The organism is Leucothrix arctica, from assembly GCF_003172895.1.
Classification (GTDB): domain Bacteria; phylum Pseudomonadota; class Gammaproteobacteria; order Thiotrichales; family Thiotrichaceae; genus Leucothrix; species Leucothrix arctica.
Map to the genome: position 1 here is coordinate 81131 of NZ_QGKL01000026.1, position 20711 is coordinate 101841.

Consider the following 20711-nt stretch of genomic DNA (forward strand, 5'->3'; position numbering starts at 1 on the left):
TGGCTTGCTGAAAATTGTCTTTAGCTGCTATTATGTCCGAAATAACAATGTTTTTTTCGGACAAGGCTTTTCAATTGGATAGATCTAAATCATTAGATAAACAAGTAGTTAGCATTATCTATGGAAAAGGTAGGGGTTGGTCTTTTTCTAAGAAAGATTTCTCTCACTTAGGTGAGCTGGCTAGTATAGATAGAACATTGAGTCGGATGGCCGAGAAAGGCACAGTTCGAAGAGTCATGCGCGGATTATATGACTACCCCGCCTATAGTAAGTTGCTTAAAAAAGACCTCAGCCCCGACATTAATCAAATAGCCCAAGCACTGTCTCGTAAGTTTGGTTGGACCATTCAAATCTCGGGTAATGCGGCGCTAAACCTTGTGGGTTTATCTACCCAGATCCCAACTCAATATTTGTACCTAAGTGATGGCCCAAGTAAGTCTTATCAACTAGGAAACACTGAGGTTACATTTAAAAAAACACGCTTTACTCAGTTAGGTTTGAAGTACTCGTACAATGAAATTTTAGTGCAAGCCATTCATACGTTGGGAAATAGATCACTTACAACGGAAGAGTTGCATAAGCTGCGAACGTATTTATTGAAAGCTAGCCGTACTAAAACGGATGGTGATGATTTAGAGCTGCCCCAAATATTGATTGATAGAACACTGAAAGACACGCAATACGTGACTAGCTGGATAGCACATAACATTCGTCAAGTGCTGTTAAGTACCTCTAAGTCTCAAGAGATCAAAGAACGATGAAACAAGTCGCACAGTTAAGCGAAAAAGAACGTCGAGAGCTGTTCTCTGAAACGGCTAATGCAATGAATATCACGGCGGCAGCAGCTGAAAAAGACTTCTGGATTTGTTGGGTACTATTACATGTATTTGAGGATGAGAAGCTAAGCCGGTACTTACGTTTTAAAGGTGGAACCAGTCTATCTAAGTGTTACAACAGTATTGAACGCTTCTCTGAAGATATTGATCTTATTTTAGATTGGTCATCGTTAACGGAAGAAGATCCTACCGCTGAGGGACGAAGTAAAACCAAACAACGTAAGTTGAATCAAGATATTAATGAGCAGGCGCAAGCGCATATTTCAGAGGTGTTACTGCCTAGGCTCAATGAGCTGATGGGGGAAGTGTGTCAATTAGAGGTTGATGCGGAAGACCCGCATACCATTAATATTACTTACCCTAAGGCTTTTAACTCAGAGTACTTACGTCCGCAAGTGCGGCTGGAGATCGGTCCTCTGGCGGCAATGTTACCGATGGAAATGTGTGATGTTCAGCCTTATGCAGCTGAGTATTTTCCTGATGTTTTTAACCAGAGAGTGGTGTCTGTACCGACTATTGTTGTGGCACGTACTTTTTGGGAAAAGCTGACTATCTTGCATGCTGAAGCACATAGACCAGCGGATAAGAGATTACCTAGTCGTTACGCGAGGCACTATTATGATGTTTATAAGTTGGTTGAGTCAGGCGTTCATGAAAAAGCGTTAACTGATACAACGCTGCTACAGGATGTTGTGTTGTTTAAGCAGCGCTTTTATGCCAGTGGCTGGGCTAATTATGACACGGCAACGTTGTCAGGTCTGATGTTACAGCCTTCGGTTAATCATATTGATGCTTTGCAAACAGACTATGAGCAGATGCAAGAAATGCTGTTCGGTAGTAAGCCCAGCTTTAAAGAGTTATTGGATGTTTTAGTGAAGCTTGAAGTCGAAATACACTCTGAAAGCTCTTAAGGTTTCTGTGGAATCGATTGAGAGATACCTTTCTGAACCATAGTTATTACCTCTAATAATTATCGTAACGAAAACTTTCAACTAAGGTTGAGACTTTCACAAACCTCCAACCTTACAAACCTGTAAACTCCCCGCAAACAACCTGTATACAGAAGTCATTAGAATGCTCTCATTGGAATTGCACTGGCAGTTTCACCATTTAACAGAGCACAACGGAGTAATCTAATGACTGAACAAACAGAAGTAGCAACAGACAGCAAGCCGAGCAACGACACCAAAGGTCGTTTAATCAGCATGCTCGTTCTCACCGTATCACTCGGGATAAGCCTTAACGTGCTATTCGCTTTAGTGGTTGGACAAATACTCTTTGGCTTATTTGCTAAAGAGCAAAACGTGGCGCTAAAGGAACTGGGTCAGAAGCTGTCGGACTATATACACGAGACCGTCAACTACCTGACATTCAACACTGAAGAGCGTCCTTTTCCATATAAGAGTTTGGACAAGCCAACTGAGCAAGCGAGCGTTGTCACAGACCTTCCTACTCAGAGTAGCTAAGCCGTTTGCGTAGTCCTAAATAATAAAAGGTCTACGCAAAGTCCCAACCTTACAAACCTGTAAAGTTCACGCAAACTTGCTGTATACAGGATCAAATATAGTCCTAACTATTGAGACAGCACTGGGTTGTCTCACCCACGGAGTACGACACATGGACACGTTAAAAAGAGCAGTTTTCTTCAGCCTTGGCATTGTTGCTTTTGGCTTTATGGTTTTTAGTTTCGCCACGATTGGTTTAGCAGTATTAGGGTTTACCGCTGTTTTAGTCGTAATGGGTTTAATTGCGAGGCCTTTTTTACCGAAAAGAACACGAAAACCGATTATCATTGATGTCACACCTGTTTCCTCTAAATTCGGTTGAGAAAAGTGACATGCATATATTGCTGGTAGAAGATGATCAAAAACTTGCTGACTACATCAAGCAAGGACTATTAAGTGCTGGGCATACTGTTGATCACATCAGTGACGGCAGTATTGCCTTGGCCGCCAGCGTCACTGAGTCTTATGACGTAGGCGTCATTGATCGAATGATTCCGGGAGTCGATGGGCTCTCCTTAGTCAAAGCAATGAGATCAGCGAATCTTGCATTACCGGTATTATTTCTCACCTCCCTTGGCGGGGTCGATGACCGTGTTGACGGTTTAGAAGCAGGCGGAGATGATTACCTCACCAAGCCTTTTGCCTTTCCAGAGCTACTCGCACGCGTTGCGGCCTTAGGTCGTCGCCCTCCCATACAAGGTGAAGAGCTGACATTAAGCTATGCCGATATCGTGATGAATGTTGCTGAGCGTAAAGTGTTGCGTGCTGGCACAGTGCTGGACCTATTACCCAAAGAATACAAAATTTTAGAAATATTCATTCGTAATCCTGGTCGAGTGATTACTAAAAACATGCTGCTGGAAAAAGTATGGGACATTCACTTTGACCCTAAAACTAGCGTTGTTGAAACCCACATTAGTCGTCTGCGAGACAAACTAGATAAGCCATTTGATAGTCAACTTTTGAAGACGGTCAGAGGGGCGGGTTACAAGCTGGAAGTAAGTTAGATGTTGCTTTCAGTGTTCAAAAAGTTCGGTTCGGTGTCTACTCGAACCCTATTGCGTTATAGAACCAATCTGCAACGATCGAGTGCCATCCAGCAGGGTGTGCTCAATATCAGTATTTTTCTAATCAGCCTGTTGCTACTGTCTATTGTTACCTATCTATCGGTGCAAGGTGCGCTGGTTGAGCGAATGGATGACGGCCTTAAGCAAAAAATGGGTCTTTTGGTTCAGCAGCAATCCAATAGTGACTCCGATGAACAATACTCATCAGAGCCAAGAACACTGAACCAAGTAAACTTCGGCAATGAGTTTTTCCTCGTCTTTCCTAAGCGTGATTTAGAATCAAAGAAAAATAGGATCTTTCGAAAGGAAGGATTTAGTAACAAAGAATTAGATCATGACGATGATCACTACCGCTTATTGGTGAAGCACGAAGATGGTTTGGTGTTTGTTGTTGCAGAGAGCAATGACAACGACCAAGAAATTATGGATATCGTTGTATCCTCCTTTTTGTTTAACGGCCTAATCTCGCTATTTTTCACCACGCTACTCGTTATCTATCTAGCGAATCGTTCGTATCACCAAATCCGTACTATTGAGCATGTGTTAAAGCATGCCGCTCAGGGTGATCTGAAACAGCGGATTGGCCCCACTGATAAAAATAACGACTTGGCGCATGTCAGCGCACAAATAGATACGATGTTGGCTCGCCTTGAAACTTCCATGTCAGCAATGACGGACATTTCAGCCAATATTGCTCACGAGTTGAAAACCCCCATTTCCCGCTTGCGGCATGACCTTATCACCGCGCTAGACCAGACGGAGCAAGGCAAGGATGCAATGGTGGCCTTGAATGATGCGTATGAAGAGTCAGGTCAAATCACTGAAACGTTTAATGCACTGTTGCGAATCGCGCAGATTGAGGGTGGGGCGCGTCGAGCACATTTCACGACACTAAATATGAATGACTTAATCAATACCGTCATGGATATTTATGCGGAAGTTGCGCAGGACTCGGGTATGTCGTTGCGCTTCGAAGTGAACGCCCAAGCTGAGAGCCAACCTCCGTTAATGATCAACGGCGATAAAGAGTTGTTGATTCAAATGATGGCGAACCTGATTGAGAACTCGATTCGGTATTGTGCAGAGGGAACGGCCATTGTTATTCACTGCGTGAGTGATGGTGAGCAGGTGAGATTGCAGGTATCTGACAATGGTTCAGGCATACCAGAAGCTGATCGTGAGCATGTTTTTGAGCGTTTGTATCAGGGTGATCGAAGCCGAACAGATAAGCGTGGAACTGGCTTAGGGCTGTCTTTGGTTAAGGCGATTATTGAGCTGCATAATGCTGACATTACGTTATTGGATAATGAACCGGGGTTGTTGGTTTGTATGGGGTTTCCAACGGTCAGCTAGTTTGTCTACATAAATTCAGTTCAGTTATACTCCGTACCTAATAACTATAATAAAAACAGGTACCTTGGCATGGGTTCTCAAACTAAAACAAAGCGTTCGTGGTTTCTCATTTTCTTTGGGGCTTGCTTTGCCGCCCCAGCGCTTTATGTGCTAATTGCCATGCTAGCAACACCGTTTTACAACGCTGCTCGTATGCAGTTTTGGGAACCTGTTGAAGCCAAGTTACTTTCCTCAGAAGTGAAGTACTACCAAGGTGATTCAACGACTTATAAAGTCATCGCAGACTACACCTACCCAGTAAATGGGCGCGTGTACGAAGGCGACCGAGTTTCCTTATACTCGGGTAGCGATAACGTGGGTAGCTATCATCAAGACATGGGTAGAAAGCTGCGTAACTCAGATAACTTAGTCACGGTTTATTACAACCCCGACAACCCTCAGGAGTCCATTATTGACCGTTCAATACGTTGGGGTATGGTCGGCTTTATGTCTATATTTGGCGTTTTGTTTGGCATGGTCGGTGTGGGGGCTATGTGGTTTGGCTGGCGTGGCGATAAGCGTATTGTCACCGCTGAAAGTCACGAAAAACCGTGGACTAGCAAGCCTGAATGGGCCGCTAACAAGATCTATTCAAACGCAAAGCTTGAGATGTACGGTTTGCTGTTTTTTAGCGTGTTTTGGAATCTAATCACATGGCCAGCGGTCATTTTGGGCGCAGAGAAAATCTACGAAGAGTTGCCATTAATCGTCTGCTTATTATTCGCGCTGTTTCCTATTATCGGTGTGTACCTTATTTATATCACCGCTAAGGCAGTCACACAGAGCAAACGTTTTGGAAAAACACCGCTCACACTGACGCCGTTTCCTGGCTCTATTGGCGGACAGATCGGTGGGAAAATTGTTTTAAATAACAACGCCTCTGAGTTGGCGTTTTATTCAGTGAAAGTGATTTGCGTACGTAAGCATTACTCAGGCTCTGGAAAAAACAGAAGCCTCAGAGAGAGCATGGTATGGGAAGCGGATACCTTTGCTAATAACTGTGTGCTTGGTGCTGGCGCAGGTATCGAGTTTAGTGTTGATGTCCCCGAGGGATTACCTGAAACAGAGCTGGATAAAAACGATAGTTGGCATCAGTGGCGCGTAGAGGTTGAGTCTGAAGAGATCAAGTTCAAGCGATCATTTGACATACCTGTGTATGAAACTAAGCAACAGTCGACTATTAGCTACAAAGTGCCACAGGCTTTAATGGATAATAAACAGGAAACCGACCTTGAAAACTCTTTGCCGTTACAAGAGCAGGGTGGTGAGGTGAGTATTCATTATCCGATGTTTTATAAGCCGATGAATAAAATGATCATGATCTTTGTGGCGTTGTTTATGCAGGCATTGTTGGGTGTGTTTAAAGATGAAATGCCTTCGTTTCTTTACTGGGTTATTTTCTCTATCGCCACGCTAATGTTGGTATTTACTGTTAAAGCATTGTTATCTTCGCTGACAGTAGTATTCAAAAATAGAACGTTGAATGTCAAAACAGGCTTGTTGTGTATCACTACTAAAAACGAGGAAGTACCGTTCTCAGAGATTGAAGGCATTGAGCAGAAAGAAGTGATGCGCTCGCAGAGTGGCAATAAGCATACGGTTCATTTCTCTATACTGGCGTTGTTGCATTCGGGCGAAAAACTGCCTTTAGCGAAGCAGGTCGATGGTCAGGCTGCGGCAAATACTGTTGAGGCGTATTTGCGTGAAAAGCTAAGTCTGCCAAACGTAAAACATCACTCAGCAATAGAGGATAGTGTTCACTCTGACGCGACTACAAGTCAGACGACAATATTCACTAATGCCTCAACACCTGACTCGCCATTGCGAAACCCCATAGAAACCCTTTCCTGCTCTGCGGCCGACATCCAGTTAAACAAACCATCTCGGGTGTTGATTGGATGGTTCTTAATGTAGAACTGTGTTGTGAGCAATTCTCGGTCTGCACTAAGCACTTTCACATGAATATGTGGCGTACGCCCCGGGTATTCAGTTGGTTTTATGGTGCGGAATTGATAAGCGCCATTGGCATCCGTAATGTCGTGTCCAAAGCCCTGAAACCCTTGGTCATACGGGGTTGATTGGTTATCACCCGTGTGTAGGTATTTACCATTCACATCGCTTTGCCAGATTTCAATACGATGTCCAGCAAGTGGTCTGCCTTGCTTATCAGAGAGTACGCCTTTCAGGTAGAAAACCTCACCACCAGCTTCACGCACAGCGCCTTCGATTTTTACAAGGTCATTATCCACGTCAGCGAAGCGCATAGAAGGTCGTGGGTAAAATGGCCCGTCTGTTGTTCGTGGTGTTAAGTCTCTTGCGTGAACGCTCCGAGTAATAAATAAACCACCCATTACTGAGGCCATGCTGGCTATAAAGCCACGACGTGAATGGTTTGAATATTTCATAGTTAACTCCGAGTGCGTTTGTATCTTACCGTCTAAAGTATCGGAATCAGCGCCTCAGTCATAATAAACATTCATTTATTATGTGAATACGTGAGTGGGGAGAGGAGGTTTCAGATGAGTTGCTACTAGGTCATTGGTTTATACATTTTAGATGCGTCATAAACAACAATGGCCAATCCAAGAGGATCGGCCATTGTCTTAGGTTTTGCACCTAGTTGATTTAGGCGTTGAGTAAACTTTGAAGTACAAGGGGGCAGTTAATTTTCAACAGTAATCACTACTTCTCCCCAGTTGGTTCTTCCTAATGAATCACTAAACGTATACCAAAGCTTATCTTCACCCGTAAAATCTTCCTTTGGCGTGTAGTTGAGCTTGTTTTCAGTCAGCACAATATCGCCTGCGTTCAAAGAATAAGCATTGGGTGTGTTGAGCTGTAGTCCAGAACCTATATCGTTTGCTAACACGTCAATGGTTGTTGTCTGACCGCTTGATGCCGTTACATTATCTACAATACCGACAGGGTAAGGGGTATCACCTGTTACTGTGATGGTTAACAGTCCCCAACTTGTACGACCTTCAACATCAGTGAAGGTGTACCAAACCTTGTCTTCACCCGTGAAGCTGCTTGAAGCAGTGTAACTTACGCGGTTACCACTGAGGGCTACTGTCCCGCCATTTAGAGACCAAATATTTGGTGTATTCAATGCTAAATCATTACCAATATCGTTCGCTAAAACATCAACTGTAATGCTGTTACCAGAGCCTGTACTTGCGTTATCAGCAACACCCAGAGGCACAGGGTTAGTCGAACTATTGGAGACGTTAAGTGTTACCTTGGCGCTGTTTGTTCGACCATAGGTATCCGTAATCACATACCAGAAATTGTCTTCGCCACTAAAGCTCGCAGCGGCTGTGTAGATCAATTGATTACCACTTTGAGTAATTGTCCCGCCTTGTGCTGAGTATTGGTTGTAAGCCGTGACGCTAAGGTTGGTACCAATATCGTTTGCTAATACATTTAAGGTAATAGGTACGCCAGCTTGCGCGCTCTCAGTTTCTGTCAAAGCAACAGGGTAAACAGGTTCGCTATAAGTCGCTGAAGCTGACAGGCGAATAATATGGCCTTCAGATGGGACGCCTTTATTATCGATCAAGAACATCATGTAATGCCCCGGTGTCGCGATAGTATTGGACTCCGGTAGATTGACTCGAATGCCGCCTGTGGTGTCAGAGAAATCCAGCTCTATAAAGCGCTGTTCCATGTTGAATGAATGCGTCACAGCACTTGTTTTGATTAAGGTCACTCGACTTATCGTGTCTGTTGCAGGGTGAGCTACAAAAGCTTCTGTGCCATATGGGGCTTCATCAGGCGCGAAATTAATTGTTGGGCGCGCTGCAAGTTCAGAGCCATCAAATAAATAAGGTGGCGAGAATATCTCAGCATTGGTATTTACTTCTGGGCCTGGAGCGCCGCCGCCAGCAACTAATACGCGGCCATCTTTAAGCAATAGGGCGGTTGAGTGATACAGTCGTGAGCGCTGTCCTGCCGACATTAAAGACCATTTCTCTGTCGCTGGATCCCAAATCTCAGGACGGTAGGCAACGCCAACGAGTTGGTTTGCAGTTTGTGAGCCACCTGATAGTAAAACCTTGCCGTTAGGTAGTACGACTGAGTTGGACCAGCGACGACCTACTTGCGAAGGTCGCTCTGTCTCACGCACAACAGGTGTTGTACCGTTTACATCTATCAATACAGCACCATTTACAATAGCGCCTGTGCCATTACCTGACACTTGAAGGATTTTACCCGGCTCGTACATCACTTGGGTCGAGGTGTTACCAAACGAAACGTTGGGCAGATCTCCCGCATCCTGAAGCGAGCCATTACCCGTTGTTGAAAGGTAGTACATCGACTTGTTTTGAATGCCAAATACACGTCCATCAGGAATAATCCAGTTACGTGGATACCAATAGCCATAGCTTGCTGTATTTATACCAAGCAAAGAGCGCCAGCTATTAGAAGAAGGTGAGTATATTTCAGGCGTTGCGACTGTGCGGTTCTGTCCATCACGACCACCGTTAAGGAGTATTTCGCCGTTGGGTAATGTGATTGAAGTGGGGTACCAGCGCTCTGCATTCATATCCATTGCACTGCTAAGCGTGTTATTACCTGTATCAAAAATAGGTGCAGAGTTGATACCTGAGTTGGTCGCACCTTGGGGGCGGGCATCACCACCAGACATCAAAATGTCACCTGACTCTGGCAACATAACGGCAGCAGAGCAGAATGAATCAACGCCAAGTGTATTGGTTAATGTGTTATGAGATGCTGCGCCTGTGCCTTGTTGTGGGTTCCAAAGGTCGTAACTAAATTGAGCACCTTGGACACCAGCTTCGTCAGTTCCCCAAGTAAAAATATTACCTTGTGGAGTCATAACGGCATGAATAGCGATGAGCGGCCAATCGAGTACTGCACTCCATTCACCCTCGGTATCTGGGGCGGCGAGAAGTGAGTTTGACCATGACATCATGACCACGATTGAAGTTACTGTTATTTTTTTGATTATCATGCGCTTATCCCTAGCTATTGTTTATAGAGATAGCATAAAAATCAATGAGATAAGCTACTAGCTAAGGTTAAGCTAGTGGGCGTGGCTTTCTGATAAAAGGCAAGTCATTACCCATAAAGCCCGTCGGCATAGCAATTACCGAACAGTCCAATAAGTTAATGAAGTTGGTGTATTAATAGCAGGCTATTGCTCTATTTTTCCAGCATCTAAAGTGATTTGTTGGCCAGTCGATAGCGTGTGTAGGTCTAACCCAGACATCACGTAATACGGAATCCCGTGCTCTCGCGCAACAATGGCGGAGTGCGATAACCGACTCCCTCTGTTGACGATTATGCCTTGTAACGACTCAATTTTACTTACCCAGCGATTATCAAAATAGGGCGCTACTAAAATGCAGCTTTCAGCGATGTTGCCAGTAAACTGAGCAGGGTTTGTGATGATGAGTAGTTGCCCTTGAACAGGCTTGGTGGTACTTAATGCGTGAGTTTCATTGGTGTCATTATCAGATATAAGTGCATGGTCATAAAACGCACCAAGGGCTTGGGTATGTTGGCGTTGCTCACCCAGAGCATGCTCTTGCTTTGTAAACTCCGACCAAGTTAAAAAGGTTTGGTAAGGGTGAGTTTTTGAGTCATGAGCCAAGTCATGTTTAAGCTTATTTAACTCAAATAAAAACAGGTTACGTCCCCAGCTATTTATCGATGCCCATGAACGATCATCGGGTGTTATAGGTTCTAACAGTGAGGTTGGCCAGCTCAATTCATAGGCATGGATAGCCGCGTGATCTTTAGAGACTTGGTGCCTACCTGCGCCATTACTCAATACATTCGCCGCTAGCCAATACTTAAATAGAGCTTGTAAGGTGTCATACGAAAAGGTGTTATCCGTTTGGTATTCACTCATTACTTGTAGTGCTTCAGTCAGTAGCTGTGTTTGTTGTAAGCCTCGCTTAAAACCACCGAATAAGGTCATTCTAAAGAATTGCTGTTCAAGCTTCGCGTCAACTAAAACAGAGCCATCCGGCGCGTAATGCATAAAGTTAACGGACTCTGCTTTGCAACCAAGTAACTGAAGTGTCGTGGTTGCGTCTGCATAAAGTTGCTCTAATAAGCTAAACGACAGTGGCGATAACCGTCCCAGACTTTCGGAAAGTGCGGTGAATTCCCATTGTCCATTATCAAGTGCAGAACTATTGCCTGCAGGTTTTGATTGTTGAAGTTTACTGTAGGGCAAAACAGGTCCAATCAGATGAGTTTGAGGTCTGACTTGGAGTACTACAATGCATTGCTGTGACTCGTCATAAGCCCATTCGCAGTCGATTGGAAAAGGGAATAGTTGGCGCAACTGCTGACATAAAGCGCTTAGCAAAGGTTTGAGATGAGAGAGTGTTTCGGGTAACGCTAGCGGATCATTTTGCTTCTCGTCTATACACAAAACAGCAGGGTGACTGTCTTCACCTTCAACGACACTTTTTACACCTGACTCTGAGTATTCGACATACGCATAGTCAGGATAGAATCCCCAAGGACTGAACAATACACCACCAACCGTGTGTTCGATGTACTCTTGCAAAATCAGTAGAGGTGCGTGTTCTAAGCTCAAAGAGGCTAGTATTTTGCCGTTTTCTACGGCCGCTAATTGAATAGTGCTATTTACGTCCGATTTACTGACGGCTTCTGAACTCCAGAAGTGTCCTGCCAGTGAAAAATCACTACCATCTTCCGCTAAATTGGCACTTCTCACGATAAAGAGCTGACTGCTTGAGTCACTCAAAAATCTTTCAATATCGTTTTCAATCAAGTCAGCGGCGTTTAACAGAATGCTTTTAGGCACATTTAAACCTGCTTCTTGAGCCTGTTTAAGCGTGCTGTATTTGCTAGGCTTAGCGCCTTGCTGCTCGAAATCTGACATTAGAAAAAGTTGACCATATGTTCGCCTGTTTCATCGTAAACACCTGCCACTTTTCCACCATGATGCTCAATTAACCATGCAAAATTAGTCGTGTGAAAACAGCCACCATACGTATTACATACTAACAATACTGGCAGTTGCTGTGAGGCTTGGATAATTTCTAGCAGGTCTTTAGTTGCAGCCGTTTCGTACGGTAGGTTGATCAGGTCAGGAAGGTTGCGAACGGCTTTACTGCCCTCTGAGTCTACTTGCACTTTGATAGCATTTACAGAGCGAGCTTGTTTGGCTGTAGGCAACCAGCGTTTTTTAGCTTTGTAATCAGCAGTCCCTGTAATAGGGAACGCTTGTTTATTCCATTCTGCTAGCCCATCTTGCAAAAATGCAGCGCGTTTAAACCCTGCATTTTTAAGTAAGGTAGCGCCCAAATATCCGCGTAAACCAGAGTGACATAACACAACAATCACCGCATCCTTTGGTAAGTCTTGAGGGATGACATTATTAACAATGTCGCCATAACGCGCAGTGCCATTAGCCTTTATGCCGAAGCGAGATTGCTCATAACCTTCACGAATATCCAATACATACACTTGGCTGTTGCGTGATTCAATAAGGCTGTTCAGTGTTTTAGGTGAGAAGGACTGCACGGTACTAAACGGTACTTCAGCTAAACCTTTGCGCTTCCTTGCGAGGTTTAACTCATCTTTCATTTCATCGATGGTGTCTAGCTTCCACTCGCGTATCCAATCATCACTTTCACGCTTGACGAGTTGTTTAATAGGGATGAGTTCACCGCTGACAAAGTCGGGTTTAGGTGTTTCCGCTTTGGCAATTTTAGAACCAAATGTAACCCATAAAATAACGATAAAAATAGTGGCTAATGATAGGTAAAAGGCTGTGCGTTTCCAGCCGACAATGTAGTGACCAAAAAACTGACGCACACTAAAAATGGCCCCACCAATAAAGACTGAGGCGACCCCTAAAAACTGTAACAGCGACTGCCAAAGAGAGATAACCGCATCAGGTGGTGGAATGGCATGAGCGGGTAAGCTGGCTAATAGCAGGCCTAGACCCATCAGTAGTATTGGTGTTTTCATGCTATCCCTATGTGTCGTTGGTTAATGACCTCTTTGCAGAGTTATTAATCGTATTGACCGTTTATTTTAGGCTATGTTCTCTGATGTTGGTATTTTTTACAAAAACGATACAAATGACCTAGAACGAACGTTGAGTTGGAATGGCGAAATTTGATAGTTCTTGAGTTTTCTCTGTTAAAATACCTGCTAAATAATGACCGTTTTATGTTGATACCTAGAGGGTAACGTATGAATGCAACTTTCTTTACGGAAGCAGATGATTGTTCTTTCAGTCGCCTTGATGAAGTCCCTGAAACGTCGATTCTTGGTGGCGGTAACTTTACCAAAGACAATATAGGCGAACTGCTAAGTTGTTTTAAAAGTGGAAGCTCCACTCAAAATGATAATTTGTGGTTATTGTCTAGTAGCTTTTCTGAAAGATTATCGACGGTTGATACTGAAGGCTTGAAGCAGTTAGCGGTTAACTGGTCATATGAAAGCTCATGGGAAGACACCGAGGTAAGTCCAGTCGCTTTAGCGGGTCACTTATCCGAAATTAAATATGCTTACTCAGGCTCTGATCAAAGAATTTGGGTGTTTTTTGATTAAGTGCTTTAACAGTAACAGTGTTTTGGATAATTAAAAGGACGATATGCAGACGTTATCAAATATTATCAATACGAATAAACATCCTATCGATGATCGTGAGTTTCGCGCAAATTGCAAAGCTCAGTTGGATGATAAGGGTGCTTTGGTTCTACCCAATTTCTTTACAGATGCCGCGATCTCTCAAGTCAAAGCACAAAGCGCTGAGAATCAACATTTAGCGTGGTTTTGTAAGCAGAGTCACAATATGTTTTTGACGCCTCCTGATGCTGATTATTCCATGACTCACCCGCGTAATATTGAAGTCACTTCGAGTAAAGGCTGCATCACCGACGATCAAGTTTCTCTGGATTCTCCGTTACATACTTTGTATGACTCCGCAGCATTTAAGTCGTTTCTTTGTGATGTGCTCGGTGAAGCAGCACTGTATGAATACGCAGATCCTTTGTCATCGATCAATGTGCACTTTGCCAGTGAAGGGCAGGAGCTTGGTTGGCATTTCGATAACTCCTCATTTGCGATCACTATGATGATTCAGAAGTCTGTTGGCGGTGGCGCATTTGAGTATGTGAAAGATGTTCGTGATGCTGATAACGGTGAGATGAATTTTGAAGGCGTAGAGCACATATTAAAAGGTGAAGTGCCTGTTCAAACCTTGGCTATTGAAGAAGGGTCATTGGTGCTATTTCGCGGTCGAAACTCTATGCATCGGGTGACACCTACGGAAGGTGATACCACGCGTATGCTGGTTGTTTTGGCTTACAACGGTCAGCAAGGTGTTGAGTTGTCAGAGTCTGCACGAATGACTTTTTACGGTCGTTTAGCGTAGTTCGTCATGCAATATAGGCGTTCAGCGTACCCAACAAGTTGATCTTGCACCAAATTTCATCAGCTCCATGTACTTAAGACCTCAGGCAGTTTATTATTAGATACCTTATGTACTAGTTAAATAGTGCAGGGCAAAAGTAAAATACTCTTATTTTTTACTGCCATCATTTTTTTAAACCGTGGGAACATCAATGTCTTCAAGTACTAAACCTGTTTTAATGAATCAACAAGAAATCGAAGCTATCCAGAAAGAGCTTGGCAAAGATAGCTTAATGGGCAAAAGCCTTAAGGAACTTATTCTCGATACAGATAAGTTCATGGCACTTGGCATTGATGTTCCGGGTCACAGCCCTGCAGGCGGTTACGCACATAACAAGCACACAGCTAACGCGAAATACATCGACCAGGCAGGTCGTTTGTTCCTTATCACTGGTGAAGAGAAGTACGCTCAGTTTACGGCAGACCTAATTACTGGCTACGCTGATAAGTATCTTGGAATGGACTTCCACGAACAGAAGAACACTAACCCTCCAGGTCGTTTCTTCCACCAGATGCTAAACGAGCACGTATGGATGCTTTTCGTTGGTTTGGGTTACAGCTGCATTAGCGCGTGGTTGTCAGAAGAGCAGCGTCAGCACATCATCACTAAGTTGTTCGAGCCTATGCTTGAAGTAGCGACAGTTAAGTATGATCACGATTTCGACCGTATTCATAACCACGGTGTTTGGGCGGTTGCAGGTGTTGCGGCTATCGGTGCTGCTATTGGGCAAGAGAAGTATATCGATCTATCTATTCACGGTTTGTTGAATGATGACGTAACGGGTGGTTTCCTTGCACAGATAAGCAAGTTGTTTGCACCGTCTGGCTACTACATTGAAGGTCCTTACTACCACCGTTATGCGATCCGTCCATTATGCCTATTGGCAGAGATCACGCAGCGCTACCGTCCTGAGTTAGATATCTTTAACTTCAAAGGTCAGGTTATCGGTAAGACAATTCAAGCGATGCTTTCTTCGGCATATCCAAATGGTGTATTCCCAGCATTGAATGATGCGTCTAAGACAATGGGTTACAGCGATGAAGGTGTGGTTACAGCGGTAAGTTTGTATGCGAAACACTACCCTGAAGATAAGAACATCTACGGTATTGCAAAACTACAGGGCCGCCTTTGGGTGAGTGGTTGTGGTGCAGCACTGTCAGAGTCTTATGAAGCACAAGACAATGTTGAGCTACCTTGCCTACCAAGTGTTGAGCTAAACGAAGGCCCTAATGGCGATCGTGGTGCACAAGCATTTATCCGTTCACAAAATGCTAATGGTGACATTTCTCAAGTCGTGATGGCTTACGGTCAGCACGGTATGGGTCACGGTAACTTTGACGGTCTTGGCATGACGTTCTTCAACAACAACCAAGAAGTGCTACGTGAGTACGGTTATGGCCGTTGGGTTAACGTTGAGCACAAATTTGGTGGTCGTTACCTAGACGAGAACAAGTCATACGCACGTCAAACAATTGCTCACAACTTAGTAACGGTTGATGAGAAGTGTCAGAATGACTTCAATGTGAAGCTAGCAGATAGCAAGCATTGTGAGCCTCACTTCTTCACGGGTAATGCTCCGATTCAAGCGGTTAGTGCATTTGCACGTGACTACTATCCTGGCGTTGATCAGCAGCGTTCTGTGTTATTGGTTGAGCATGAAACACTAGAGCACCCGTTATTGGTTGATCTATTCCGTTTGGATAGTGAAGCGTCACACCAATATGACTATGCGATTCAGTACAGTGGCCAGATCATCCGTACTAACTCAGATGTGAAGCAGCACTCTACGCTAAACACTCTAGGTTCTGACTTCGGTTACCAGCATATTTGGAATGAAGCACAGGGTGCTGCGGATGCAGACACAACGCTTGTGACTTGGTTGCAAGGTGAGAGCTTCTACACATGGTTGAGCGCTTCATCTTCTGATGAGACATTGTTCTTCACACGTACAGGTGCAAATGATCCTGACTTCAACCTTCGTAGCGAGACTAGCTTAGTGCTTCGTCGCCAAGCGAAAGACAGCTTGTTCGCAAGTGTTGTTGAGACTCACGGTTTCTTTGATGAGTCGACTGAAGTATGTAACGGCGCGACGGGTAAGTTTACGGCTGTCAATGTTATCGGTTATAGCGATGCTGCGACGGTTGTTGAAATCATCGGTGACGATGTTTCATTGTTAGTAATGGTTAACAACAGCCCAGATGTTACTGAGCAGACTCAAGCAACCGCTGAGTTTGGTGGTGTAACGTACAGCTGGACAGGTTACTTTGCTGTTGAGCCAAAGGCTTAATTAGTCACTTATAGATGGGCCAGAGGGCGTGATGCTCTCTGGCTATCTACATCATATTAGGAGTTTACATGCCACATTTCGTTATTGATTGTTCTGAAAGCCTGTTGTCGACCCATGATGCGGAAGCGATTAACTTACACGTTCATAAAGCGGCCAACTCGACTGAGTTATTCGGTGAGAGCAATATTCAAGTTCGTTTAGTTCCATTTAGCAACAGCTTCATGGGCGGAAAGAAGGTGGAGTCTATCCACGTATTTGCTAGCATCTTAGAAGGTCGAACCAAAGAGCAAAAGCTGGCACTTTCAAAGGCAGTGATTACCGCGCTGGCTGAAATGTTCCCAGATGTTGAAACGATTGGAATGGATGTTTGCGACCTTGAAAAAGGCGTCGGATTTAGTAAGAAAAAGCTTTAAAGATTAGAATACCGGACGGAGTCAGTTAACTGATTCCGTTTTGGGCTATTTACAAGGAGAAGGAAAGAGAATGATGTTATCTACGAATAGCAGGTTATCTGCTGCCGTCTTGGTTTTATGTACAGCGGCTTTAGCAGGTTGCGGCAGTGTAGAAGAAAAAGCAGAGGTAATAGCCTCTATACCCACAGAATCAGCATCAAGTGGCGGCACGATTCCAAGTAGCATTACTGATGGTAGTTTGTGGGAGCTTGAAGGCTCTAATCCAGACCCATTAGTCAACTCAAAAACACTGATATTCCTACCATTGCAGGCACAGTATACGTCGCCAAATGGCAACGGATTACGTCACGAATATAAGATTCAACAAGACCTTCGTGTTGCTATGACTGACACGTATGAGCAGTTTCAAGCAAACATCAAAGTCGATATGTCTGCGGGCGGTAAAACCATCATTGCTCAGCACCATGCTGGTGACCTTGGCACAATCATGAAAGTTTATGTGTCTGACTCTAGCGAAAGCGGATTTGATGATAGCACCGCATCTAATGGTGTCTTTGATGTCTATGTGCGTCTACGTAACACCTCTGGAGTTGAAGAGAAGTTCGCGCTTGGGACTATCACAACAGGCGGAAGCTTTGTCCTTAAAGTAGTGAACAACTACGGTTTAGTATCAGTGGGTGCGTTTGGCAAAACGTTTGAGTTAAATGTTGAAGATGACTCTTCGTCATACCTGAAGTTTGGTAACTACTTGCAGTCACAAAACCCTGAGGGAAATGCTAAGTGTGGGACGCCGGGTGACACCAGTTCGTTCTTAGCGTGTTACGCAAGTTTTGGAATTACTGAATCTCGAGTGACGATGACGGATGTAAGCTATTCAAGAGTGGAGCGTTAAGAAATATTCACGCTAGATTGATATCCAACTAACCGGTTTGTCGCCGGTTAGTTGGTTCTATAAAGTCGCTTATAACACTTACTTCGGTGGGAACAGTCTGCTTCGGTTGTTAACCAGTAGGTCGACGACATCATCTACCATGTCTTCGTCTGCCGCTTTACTAGCGATAACGACTGAGTCCATGCAGATGGTTTTAATTTCTTTGTCGTTAAGGAACCCTTTCTTAACTTCTGGCGTTTCAAAGCGATAAATTGGGCGACCCAGTTCTTCGTGTTTGTCGTTCAAGTCCCAGTCGTCGACGTTAATGAGTTCTAACTGGTCATTGTTCAATACTGTCTTTAGGTAACGTTGATCTAATTTTTCTGGATTACTCACCCATAAGAAAGCATTGACCTCACCATCAGGTTGGCTCGCCAATTGACTTAATACCTGCATGCCGCCTTTGTAAAAGGTTTGGGACTTTGCGTAACCCGGATTGAGTTCGCGCATGTATTCCCACGTCACTGCTGCGCCAGAGCCTTTCTTTTGGACGGCGATTTTGCCTTTGTCTGACTGCAAATCACCTTCATCTCCAATCGGGCCATCTTTGTTGACTGCGATGTAGACACACTCAGGAAATAGGTTTCCCAGTACCGAGAAGTTTTTAGCCTGGGTTGGGTGGCGTTTCATCCACCAAGCTACTGCATCCAGTTGAGCAAAGCCCAGTGTGACTTCAAAGTTCGCTACACGACCAATATTTTCTACTGAGCCGTTGCTTTTTGACGCCTTAGCTTCGTAGTCATATTCGTTCAGTATGGTTGCCAGTTGTTCGCCAGTTGCATGGTAAGCGCCGCCGCGACTTCCAGTACTGATCACTACTTCTTCGGCAATTACTTGAGACGAGGCCAGTGTTAAGGCCAACGCAATAAGCGTCATTTTCATAAAATGTTTCCTTTTAATAAAATTTACAGAATTCGTAGCCTTCAGCTTCTACAGCTGACTCCAACATAGGCATATTATGTTTTCAATCACGCTCTTATTATCATTGTTTTGACGGGGATAATAAAGGATTCCACATTTAGTTAATGAGTCAGTGTTGTAAGCACTAGCAGTGTATTCATTTGCTTTCACGTTAGATTGACACTTTCACTCGTAAGCTTACTTCATATTATCGGTAAACTGCCGATGCGTGTGTAACAGTGAGGATGTTATGAAAAAATTATTAGTGATCGCAGCGGCATTATTTTTAAGTGCTTGCACAGGTATGCCCGCAGGCGTTGCGCCCGTTAAAGACTTTGAGCTAAACCGCTACCTTGGAAAGTGGTACGAAGTCGCTCGCCTAGATCATTCGTTTGAAAGAGGCTTGGAGCAGGTGAGTGCAGAGTACAGCTTGAACCCAAACGGCAGCGTGAAAGTTGTTAACCGTGGCTACTCAACGACTAAGAATAAGTGGAGCGAGGCGGTCGGTAAGGCGAAGTTCGTTCAAGATCCGACAACGGGCTACTTGAAAGTGTCATTCTTTGGGCCGTTTTATGGCTCTTATGTGGTGTTTGATCTGGATAAAGAAGGGTACGAGTATGCCTTTGTCTCTGGGCCAGATTTGTCGTACTTGTGGTTGTTATCACGAAATAAAACAGTCAGCCCAGAAGTGAAGGCAAGCTTTCTTAAGCAAGCGAAAGAGATTGGTTTTGATACGAGTAAGTTGATATTTGTAAAGCAGTAACCAAAGCATAATTAAGCATGAGCACTCACCTTAGCCATTTGGTTTTTAATAGCTGAGTAGAGTGCATCGGGTCTAAAGGGTTTGCTTATAAAGTCGTTCATGCCGACTTTCATGCAGGCTTCTCGGTCAGAGTCTTGAGCGTTTGCCGTCAGGGCAATAATAGGTGTGATGTTGTCAAACTCTCTAATCTTAGTCGTCGCGGTCAGGCCATCCATAACAGGCATCTGACAATCCATAAGCACTGCATCAAACTTGAGTGTTTGCATTTTTTCTACCCCTTCCAGTCCATTGTTGGCGACTGTCACTTCACTTCCCGCTTTTTCTAATATCTTCTTGGCGACCATTTGATTGATCTTGTTATCTTCAACTAGCAATATTTTTGCAATCAGTTGGTTACTATTGCTAGACGCCTTCTTAGTAATAACGGGCTGAGTAGACGAATATTCTTCTTCCGTCGCTTTAACTAGCGGTAAGTAAACACTAAAACATGAGCCTTCATTGTGAGTGCTCTGGACATCTACCGTACCGTTCATGAGCCCCGCAAGTTTGCTCACAATAACTAAGCCAAGGCCAGTTCCGCCATGTGCTCTGTCAGAGCCACTGTCTAACTGAGATAATTGATTGAATAGCTTATCAATGTCGGCGTTCTTTATACCGATTCCGTCATCACTGACGCTAAACCTGTAGTGGCACACTAAATTTGGCCACCTGATTAGAGGTGATAAACTCACTTTAACTAAGCAGGTGTAAATATGACAAAACGAACCAGACCAACCTACTCACCCGAGTTCCGCCTTGAAGTTGCTCAAGAGGTCGTCGATAAAGGGCGCAATGTTAAGGACGTCTCAGAGAGTTTAGGATTAGGAAAATCGACGGTCGATAAATGGGCAAGACAGCTTAAACAAGCGCGTAACGGTCAGCTTTCTAGCGCTGCACCACTGACCTCTGATCAACTTAAAATTCGTGAGCTTGAACGTAAAATCAAACGGTTGGAAGGCGATAACGACATCCTAAAAAAGGCTTCAGCTCTCTTGATGCAGGACTCAATCAAAGGTTTGCGCTGATCCGTCAGCAGCAAGAGAGCCACAGTGTCAGCCGTTTATGTCGAGTATTGGCGGTCAACCGAAGTAGTTACCGTTACTGGTGCAAACCATCTAAAACTGTTTCACCACAACGCCTTAAAC

General features: G+C 44.3%; 19 protein-coding genes and 1 pseudogene. 14 read left to right on the forward strand and 6 right to left on the reverse strand.

The annotated features are described in order from the left end of the window. Positions 1-74 precede the first annotated feature (74 nt). From DKT75_RS21980 to DKT75_RS22425, 7 genes are all read left to right on the forward strand, one after another. Positions 75-761 (forward strand): DUF6088 family protein, encoded by a 687-nt coding sequence (locus DKT75_RS21980; protein ID WP_211665298.1) that lies wholly within the window; start codon positions 75-77, stop codon positions 759-761. Beyond that, entirely contained in the window at positions 758-1747 is a 990-nt protein-coding gene (locus DKT75_RS08600) for a nucleotidyl transferase AbiEii/AbiGii toxin family protein (RefSeq protein ID WP_109823015.1), read from the forward strand. The genes DKT75_RS21980 and DKT75_RS08600 overlap by 4 nt, the downstream gene beginning before the upstream one ends. Positions 1748-1972: 225 nt before the next feature. Then, positions 1973-2302, forward strand: coding sequence for a DUF4389 domain-containing protein (locus DKT75_RS08605; RefSeq protein ID WP_109823016.1), 330 nt, complete (start codon positions 1973-1975; stop codon positions 2300-2302). 151 nt (positions 2303-2453) lie between these two features. Continuing rightward, a complete protein-coding gene (locus DKT75_RS21730; RefSeq protein WP_146201343.1) occupies positions 2454-2663 on the forward strand; it encodes a hypothetical protein in 210 nt (69 codons plus the stop codon). A gap of 10 nt (positions 2664-2673) precedes the next feature. Next, positions 2674-3348, forward strand: a complete 675-nt coding sequence (locus DKT75_RS08615) for a response regulator transcription factor (RefSeq protein WP_109823036.1) — start codon at positions 2674-2676, stop codon at positions 3346-3348. Beyond that, positions 3349-4761, forward strand: a complete 1413-nt coding sequence (locus DKT75_RS08620; RefSeq protein WP_109823018.1) for a sensor histidine kinase — start codon at positions 3349-3351, stop codon at positions 4759-4761. Positions 4762-4830: 69 nt separating this feature from the next. Beyond that, a complete protein-coding gene (locus DKT75_RS22425) occupies positions 4831-6714 on the forward strand; it encodes a DUF3592 domain-containing protein (protein ID WP_109823019.1) in 1884 nt (627 codons plus the stop codon). Positions 6715-6746: 32 nt separating this feature from the next. Here the strand turns inward: DKT75_RS22425 and DKT75_RS22255 are convergent. The 4 genes and pseudogenes from DKT75_RS22255 to DKT75_RS08645 form a co-directional block, all read right to left on the reverse strand. Next, a pseudogene (locus DKT75_RS22255) lies at positions 6747-7205 on the reverse strand (dioxygenase family protein); the annotation flags it as partial. A 257-nt stretch (positions 7206-7462) separates the two neighbouring features. Further along, complete coding sequence (locus DKT75_RS08635) at positions 7463-9775, reverse strand: Ig-like domain-containing protein (protein WP_109823021.1); 2313 nt, start codon at positions 9773-9775, stop codon at positions 7463-7465. A gap of 183 nt (positions 9776-9958) precedes the next feature. Beyond that, complete coding sequence (locus DKT75_RS08640; RefSeq protein ID WP_109823022.1) at positions 9959-11686, reverse strand: PEP-utilizing enzyme; 1728 nt, start codon at positions 11684-11686, stop codon at positions 9959-9961. Further along, positions 11686-12780 carry a rhodanese-like domain-containing protein gene (locus tag DKT75_RS08645; protein ID WP_109823023.1) on the reverse strand — a complete coding sequence of 365 codons (1095 nt, stop codon included), beginning with the start codon at positions 12778-12780 and terminating at the stop codon, positions 11686-11688. The genes DKT75_RS08640 and DKT75_RS08645 overlap by 1 nt, the downstream gene beginning before the upstream one ends. 228 nt (positions 12781-13008) lie before the next feature. Here DKT75_RS08645 and DKT75_RS08650 point away from each other — a divergent pair, with 228 nt between their 5' ends. The 5 genes from DKT75_RS08650 (at position 13009) to DKT75_RS08670 (ending at position 17825) form a co-directional block, all read left to right on the forward strand. Beyond that, positions 13009-13368: a hypothetical protein gene (locus DKT75_RS08650; RefSeq protein ID WP_109823024.1), complete on the forward strand. Its 360-nt coding sequence runs from the start codon at positions 13009-13011 to the stop codon at positions 13366-13368. Between the two features lie 43 nt (positions 13369-13411). Continuing rightward, on the forward strand, positions 13412-14194 hold the full coding sequence (locus DKT75_RS08655) for a HalD/BesD family halogenase (RefSeq protein WP_109823025.1): 783 nt from the start codon (positions 13412-13414) through the stop codon (positions 14192-14194). Positions 14195-14384: 190 nt separating this feature from the next. Then, the gene (locus tag DKT75_RS08660; protein ID WP_109823026.1) at positions 14385-16520 is read left to right on the forward strand and encodes a heparinase II/III domain-containing protein; all 2136 of its coding nucleotides are present in this window, start codon (positions 14385-14387) and stop codon (positions 16518-16520) included. Between the two features lie 68 nt (positions 16521-16588). Then, positions 16589-16933, forward strand: a complete 345-nt coding sequence (locus tag DKT75_RS08665) for a 5-carboxymethyl-2-hydroxymuconate Delta-isomerase (protein ID WP_109823027.1) — start codon at positions 16589-16591, stop codon at positions 16931-16933. Between the two features lie 70 nt (positions 16934-17003). Then, positions 17004-17825, forward strand: a complete 822-nt coding sequence (locus DKT75_RS08670; RefSeq protein WP_109823028.1) for a polysaccharide lyase family 7 protein — start codon at positions 17004-17006, stop codon at positions 17823-17825. A gap of 78 nt (positions 17826-17903) precedes the next feature. On the opposite strand, the gene DKT75_RS08675 is transcribed toward DKT75_RS08670, so the two are convergent. Continuing rightward, positions 17904-18746, reverse strand: a complete 843-nt coding sequence (locus DKT75_RS08675) for a TAXI family TRAP transporter solute-binding subunit (protein WP_109823029.1) — start codon at positions 18744-18746, stop codon at positions 17904-17906. 268 nt (positions 18747-19014) lie between these two features. Between DKT75_RS08675 and DKT75_RS08680 the strand changes: the two genes are divergently transcribed. Then, positions 19015-19527 carry a lipocalin family protein gene (locus DKT75_RS08680; RefSeq protein ID WP_109823030.1) on the forward strand — a complete coding sequence of 171 codons (513 nt, stop codon included), beginning with the start codon at positions 19015-19017 and terminating at the stop codon, positions 19525-19527. A gap of 11 nt (positions 19528-19538) precedes the next feature. Here the strand turns inward: DKT75_RS08680 and DKT75_RS08685 are convergent, their stop codons facing one another. Beyond that, positions 19539-20222, reverse strand: coding sequence for an ATP-binding response regulator (locus DKT75_RS08685; RefSeq protein ID WP_146201344.1), 684 nt, complete (start codon positions 20220-20222; stop codon positions 19539-19541). Positions 20223-20279: 57 nt separating this feature from the next. Here DKT75_RS08685 and DKT75_RS08690 point away from each other — a divergent pair, with 57 nt between their 5' ends. Then, positions 20280-20591 carry a transposase gene (locus tag DKT75_RS08690; RefSeq protein ID WP_109821425.1) on the forward strand — a complete coding sequence of 104 codons (312 nt, stop codon included), beginning with the start codon at positions 20280-20282 and terminating at the stop codon, positions 20589-20591. Positions 20592-20711 lie beyond the last annotated feature (120 nt).

Excerpts from the sequence above, each read along its gene's own strand:
- DKT75_RS08665 (WP_109823027.1), top strand. The coding sequence starts at position 16,589 with ATGCCACATTTCGTTATTGATTGTTCTGAAAGCCTGTTGTCGACCCAT.
- DKT75_RS08645 (WP_109823023.1), bottom strand. The coding sequence starts at position 12,780 with ATGAAAACACCAATACTACTGATGGGTCTAGGCCTGCTATTAGCCAGC.
- DKT75_RS08605 (WP_109823016.1), top strand. The coding sequence starts at position 1,973 with ATGACTGAACAAACAGAAGTAGCAACAGACAGCAAGCCGAGCAACGAC.
- DKT75_RS08620 (WP_109823018.1), top strand. The coding sequence starts at position 3,349 with ATGTTGCTTTCAGTGTTCAAAAAGTTCGGTTCGGTGTCTACTCGAACC.
- DKT75_RS08680 (WP_109823030.1), top strand. The coding sequence starts at position 19,015 with ATGAAAAAATTATTAGTGATCGCAGCGGCATTATTTTTAAGTGCTTGC.
- DKT75_RS08670 (WP_109823028.1), top strand. The coding sequence starts at position 17,004 with ATGATGTTATCTACGAATAGCAGGTTATCTGCTGCCGTCTTGGTTTTA.
- DKT75_RS22425 (WP_109823019.1), top strand. The coding sequence starts at position 4,831 with ATGGGTTCTCAAACTAAAACAAAGCGTTCGTGGTTTCTCATTTTCTTT.
- DKT75_RS08690 (WP_109821425.1), top strand. The coding sequence starts at position 20,280 with ATGACAAAACGAACCAGACCAACCTACTCACCCGAGTTCCGCCTTGAA.
- DKT75_RS08640 (WP_109823022.1), bottom strand. The coding sequence starts at position 11,686 with ATGTCAGATTTCGAGCAGCAAGGCGCTAAGCCTAGCAAATACAGCACG.
- DKT75_RS08660 (WP_109823026.1), top strand. The coding sequence starts at position 14,385 with ATGTCTTCAAGTACTAAACCTGTTTTAATGAATCAACAAGAAATCGAA.
- DKT75_RS08600 (WP_109823015.1), top strand. The coding sequence starts at position 758 with ATGAAACAAGTCGCACAGTTAAGCGAAAAAGAACGTCGAGAGCTGTTC.
- DKT75_RS08675 (WP_109823029.1), bottom strand. The coding sequence starts at position 18,746 with ATGAAAATGACGCTTATTGCGTTGGCCTTAACACTGGCCTCGTCTCAA.
- DKT75_RS21730 (WP_146201343.1), top strand. The coding sequence starts at position 2,454 with ATGGACACGTTAAAAAGAGCAGTTTTCTTCAGCCTTGGCATTGTTGCT.
- DKT75_RS08650 (WP_109823024.1), top strand. The coding sequence starts at position 13,009 with ATGAATGCAACTTTCTTTACGGAAGCAGATGATTGTTCTTTCAGTCGC.
- DKT75_RS08635 (WP_109823021.1), bottom strand. The coding sequence starts at position 9,775 with ATGATAATCAAAAAAATAACAGTAACTTCAATCGTGGTCATGATGTCA.
- DKT75_RS08655 (WP_109823025.1), top strand. The coding sequence starts at position 13,412 with ATGCAGACGTTATCAAATATTATCAATACGAATAAACATCCTATCGAT.
- DKT75_RS08615 (WP_109823036.1), top strand. The coding sequence starts at position 2,674 with ATGCATATATTGCTGGTAGAAGATGATCAAAAACTTGCTGACTACATC.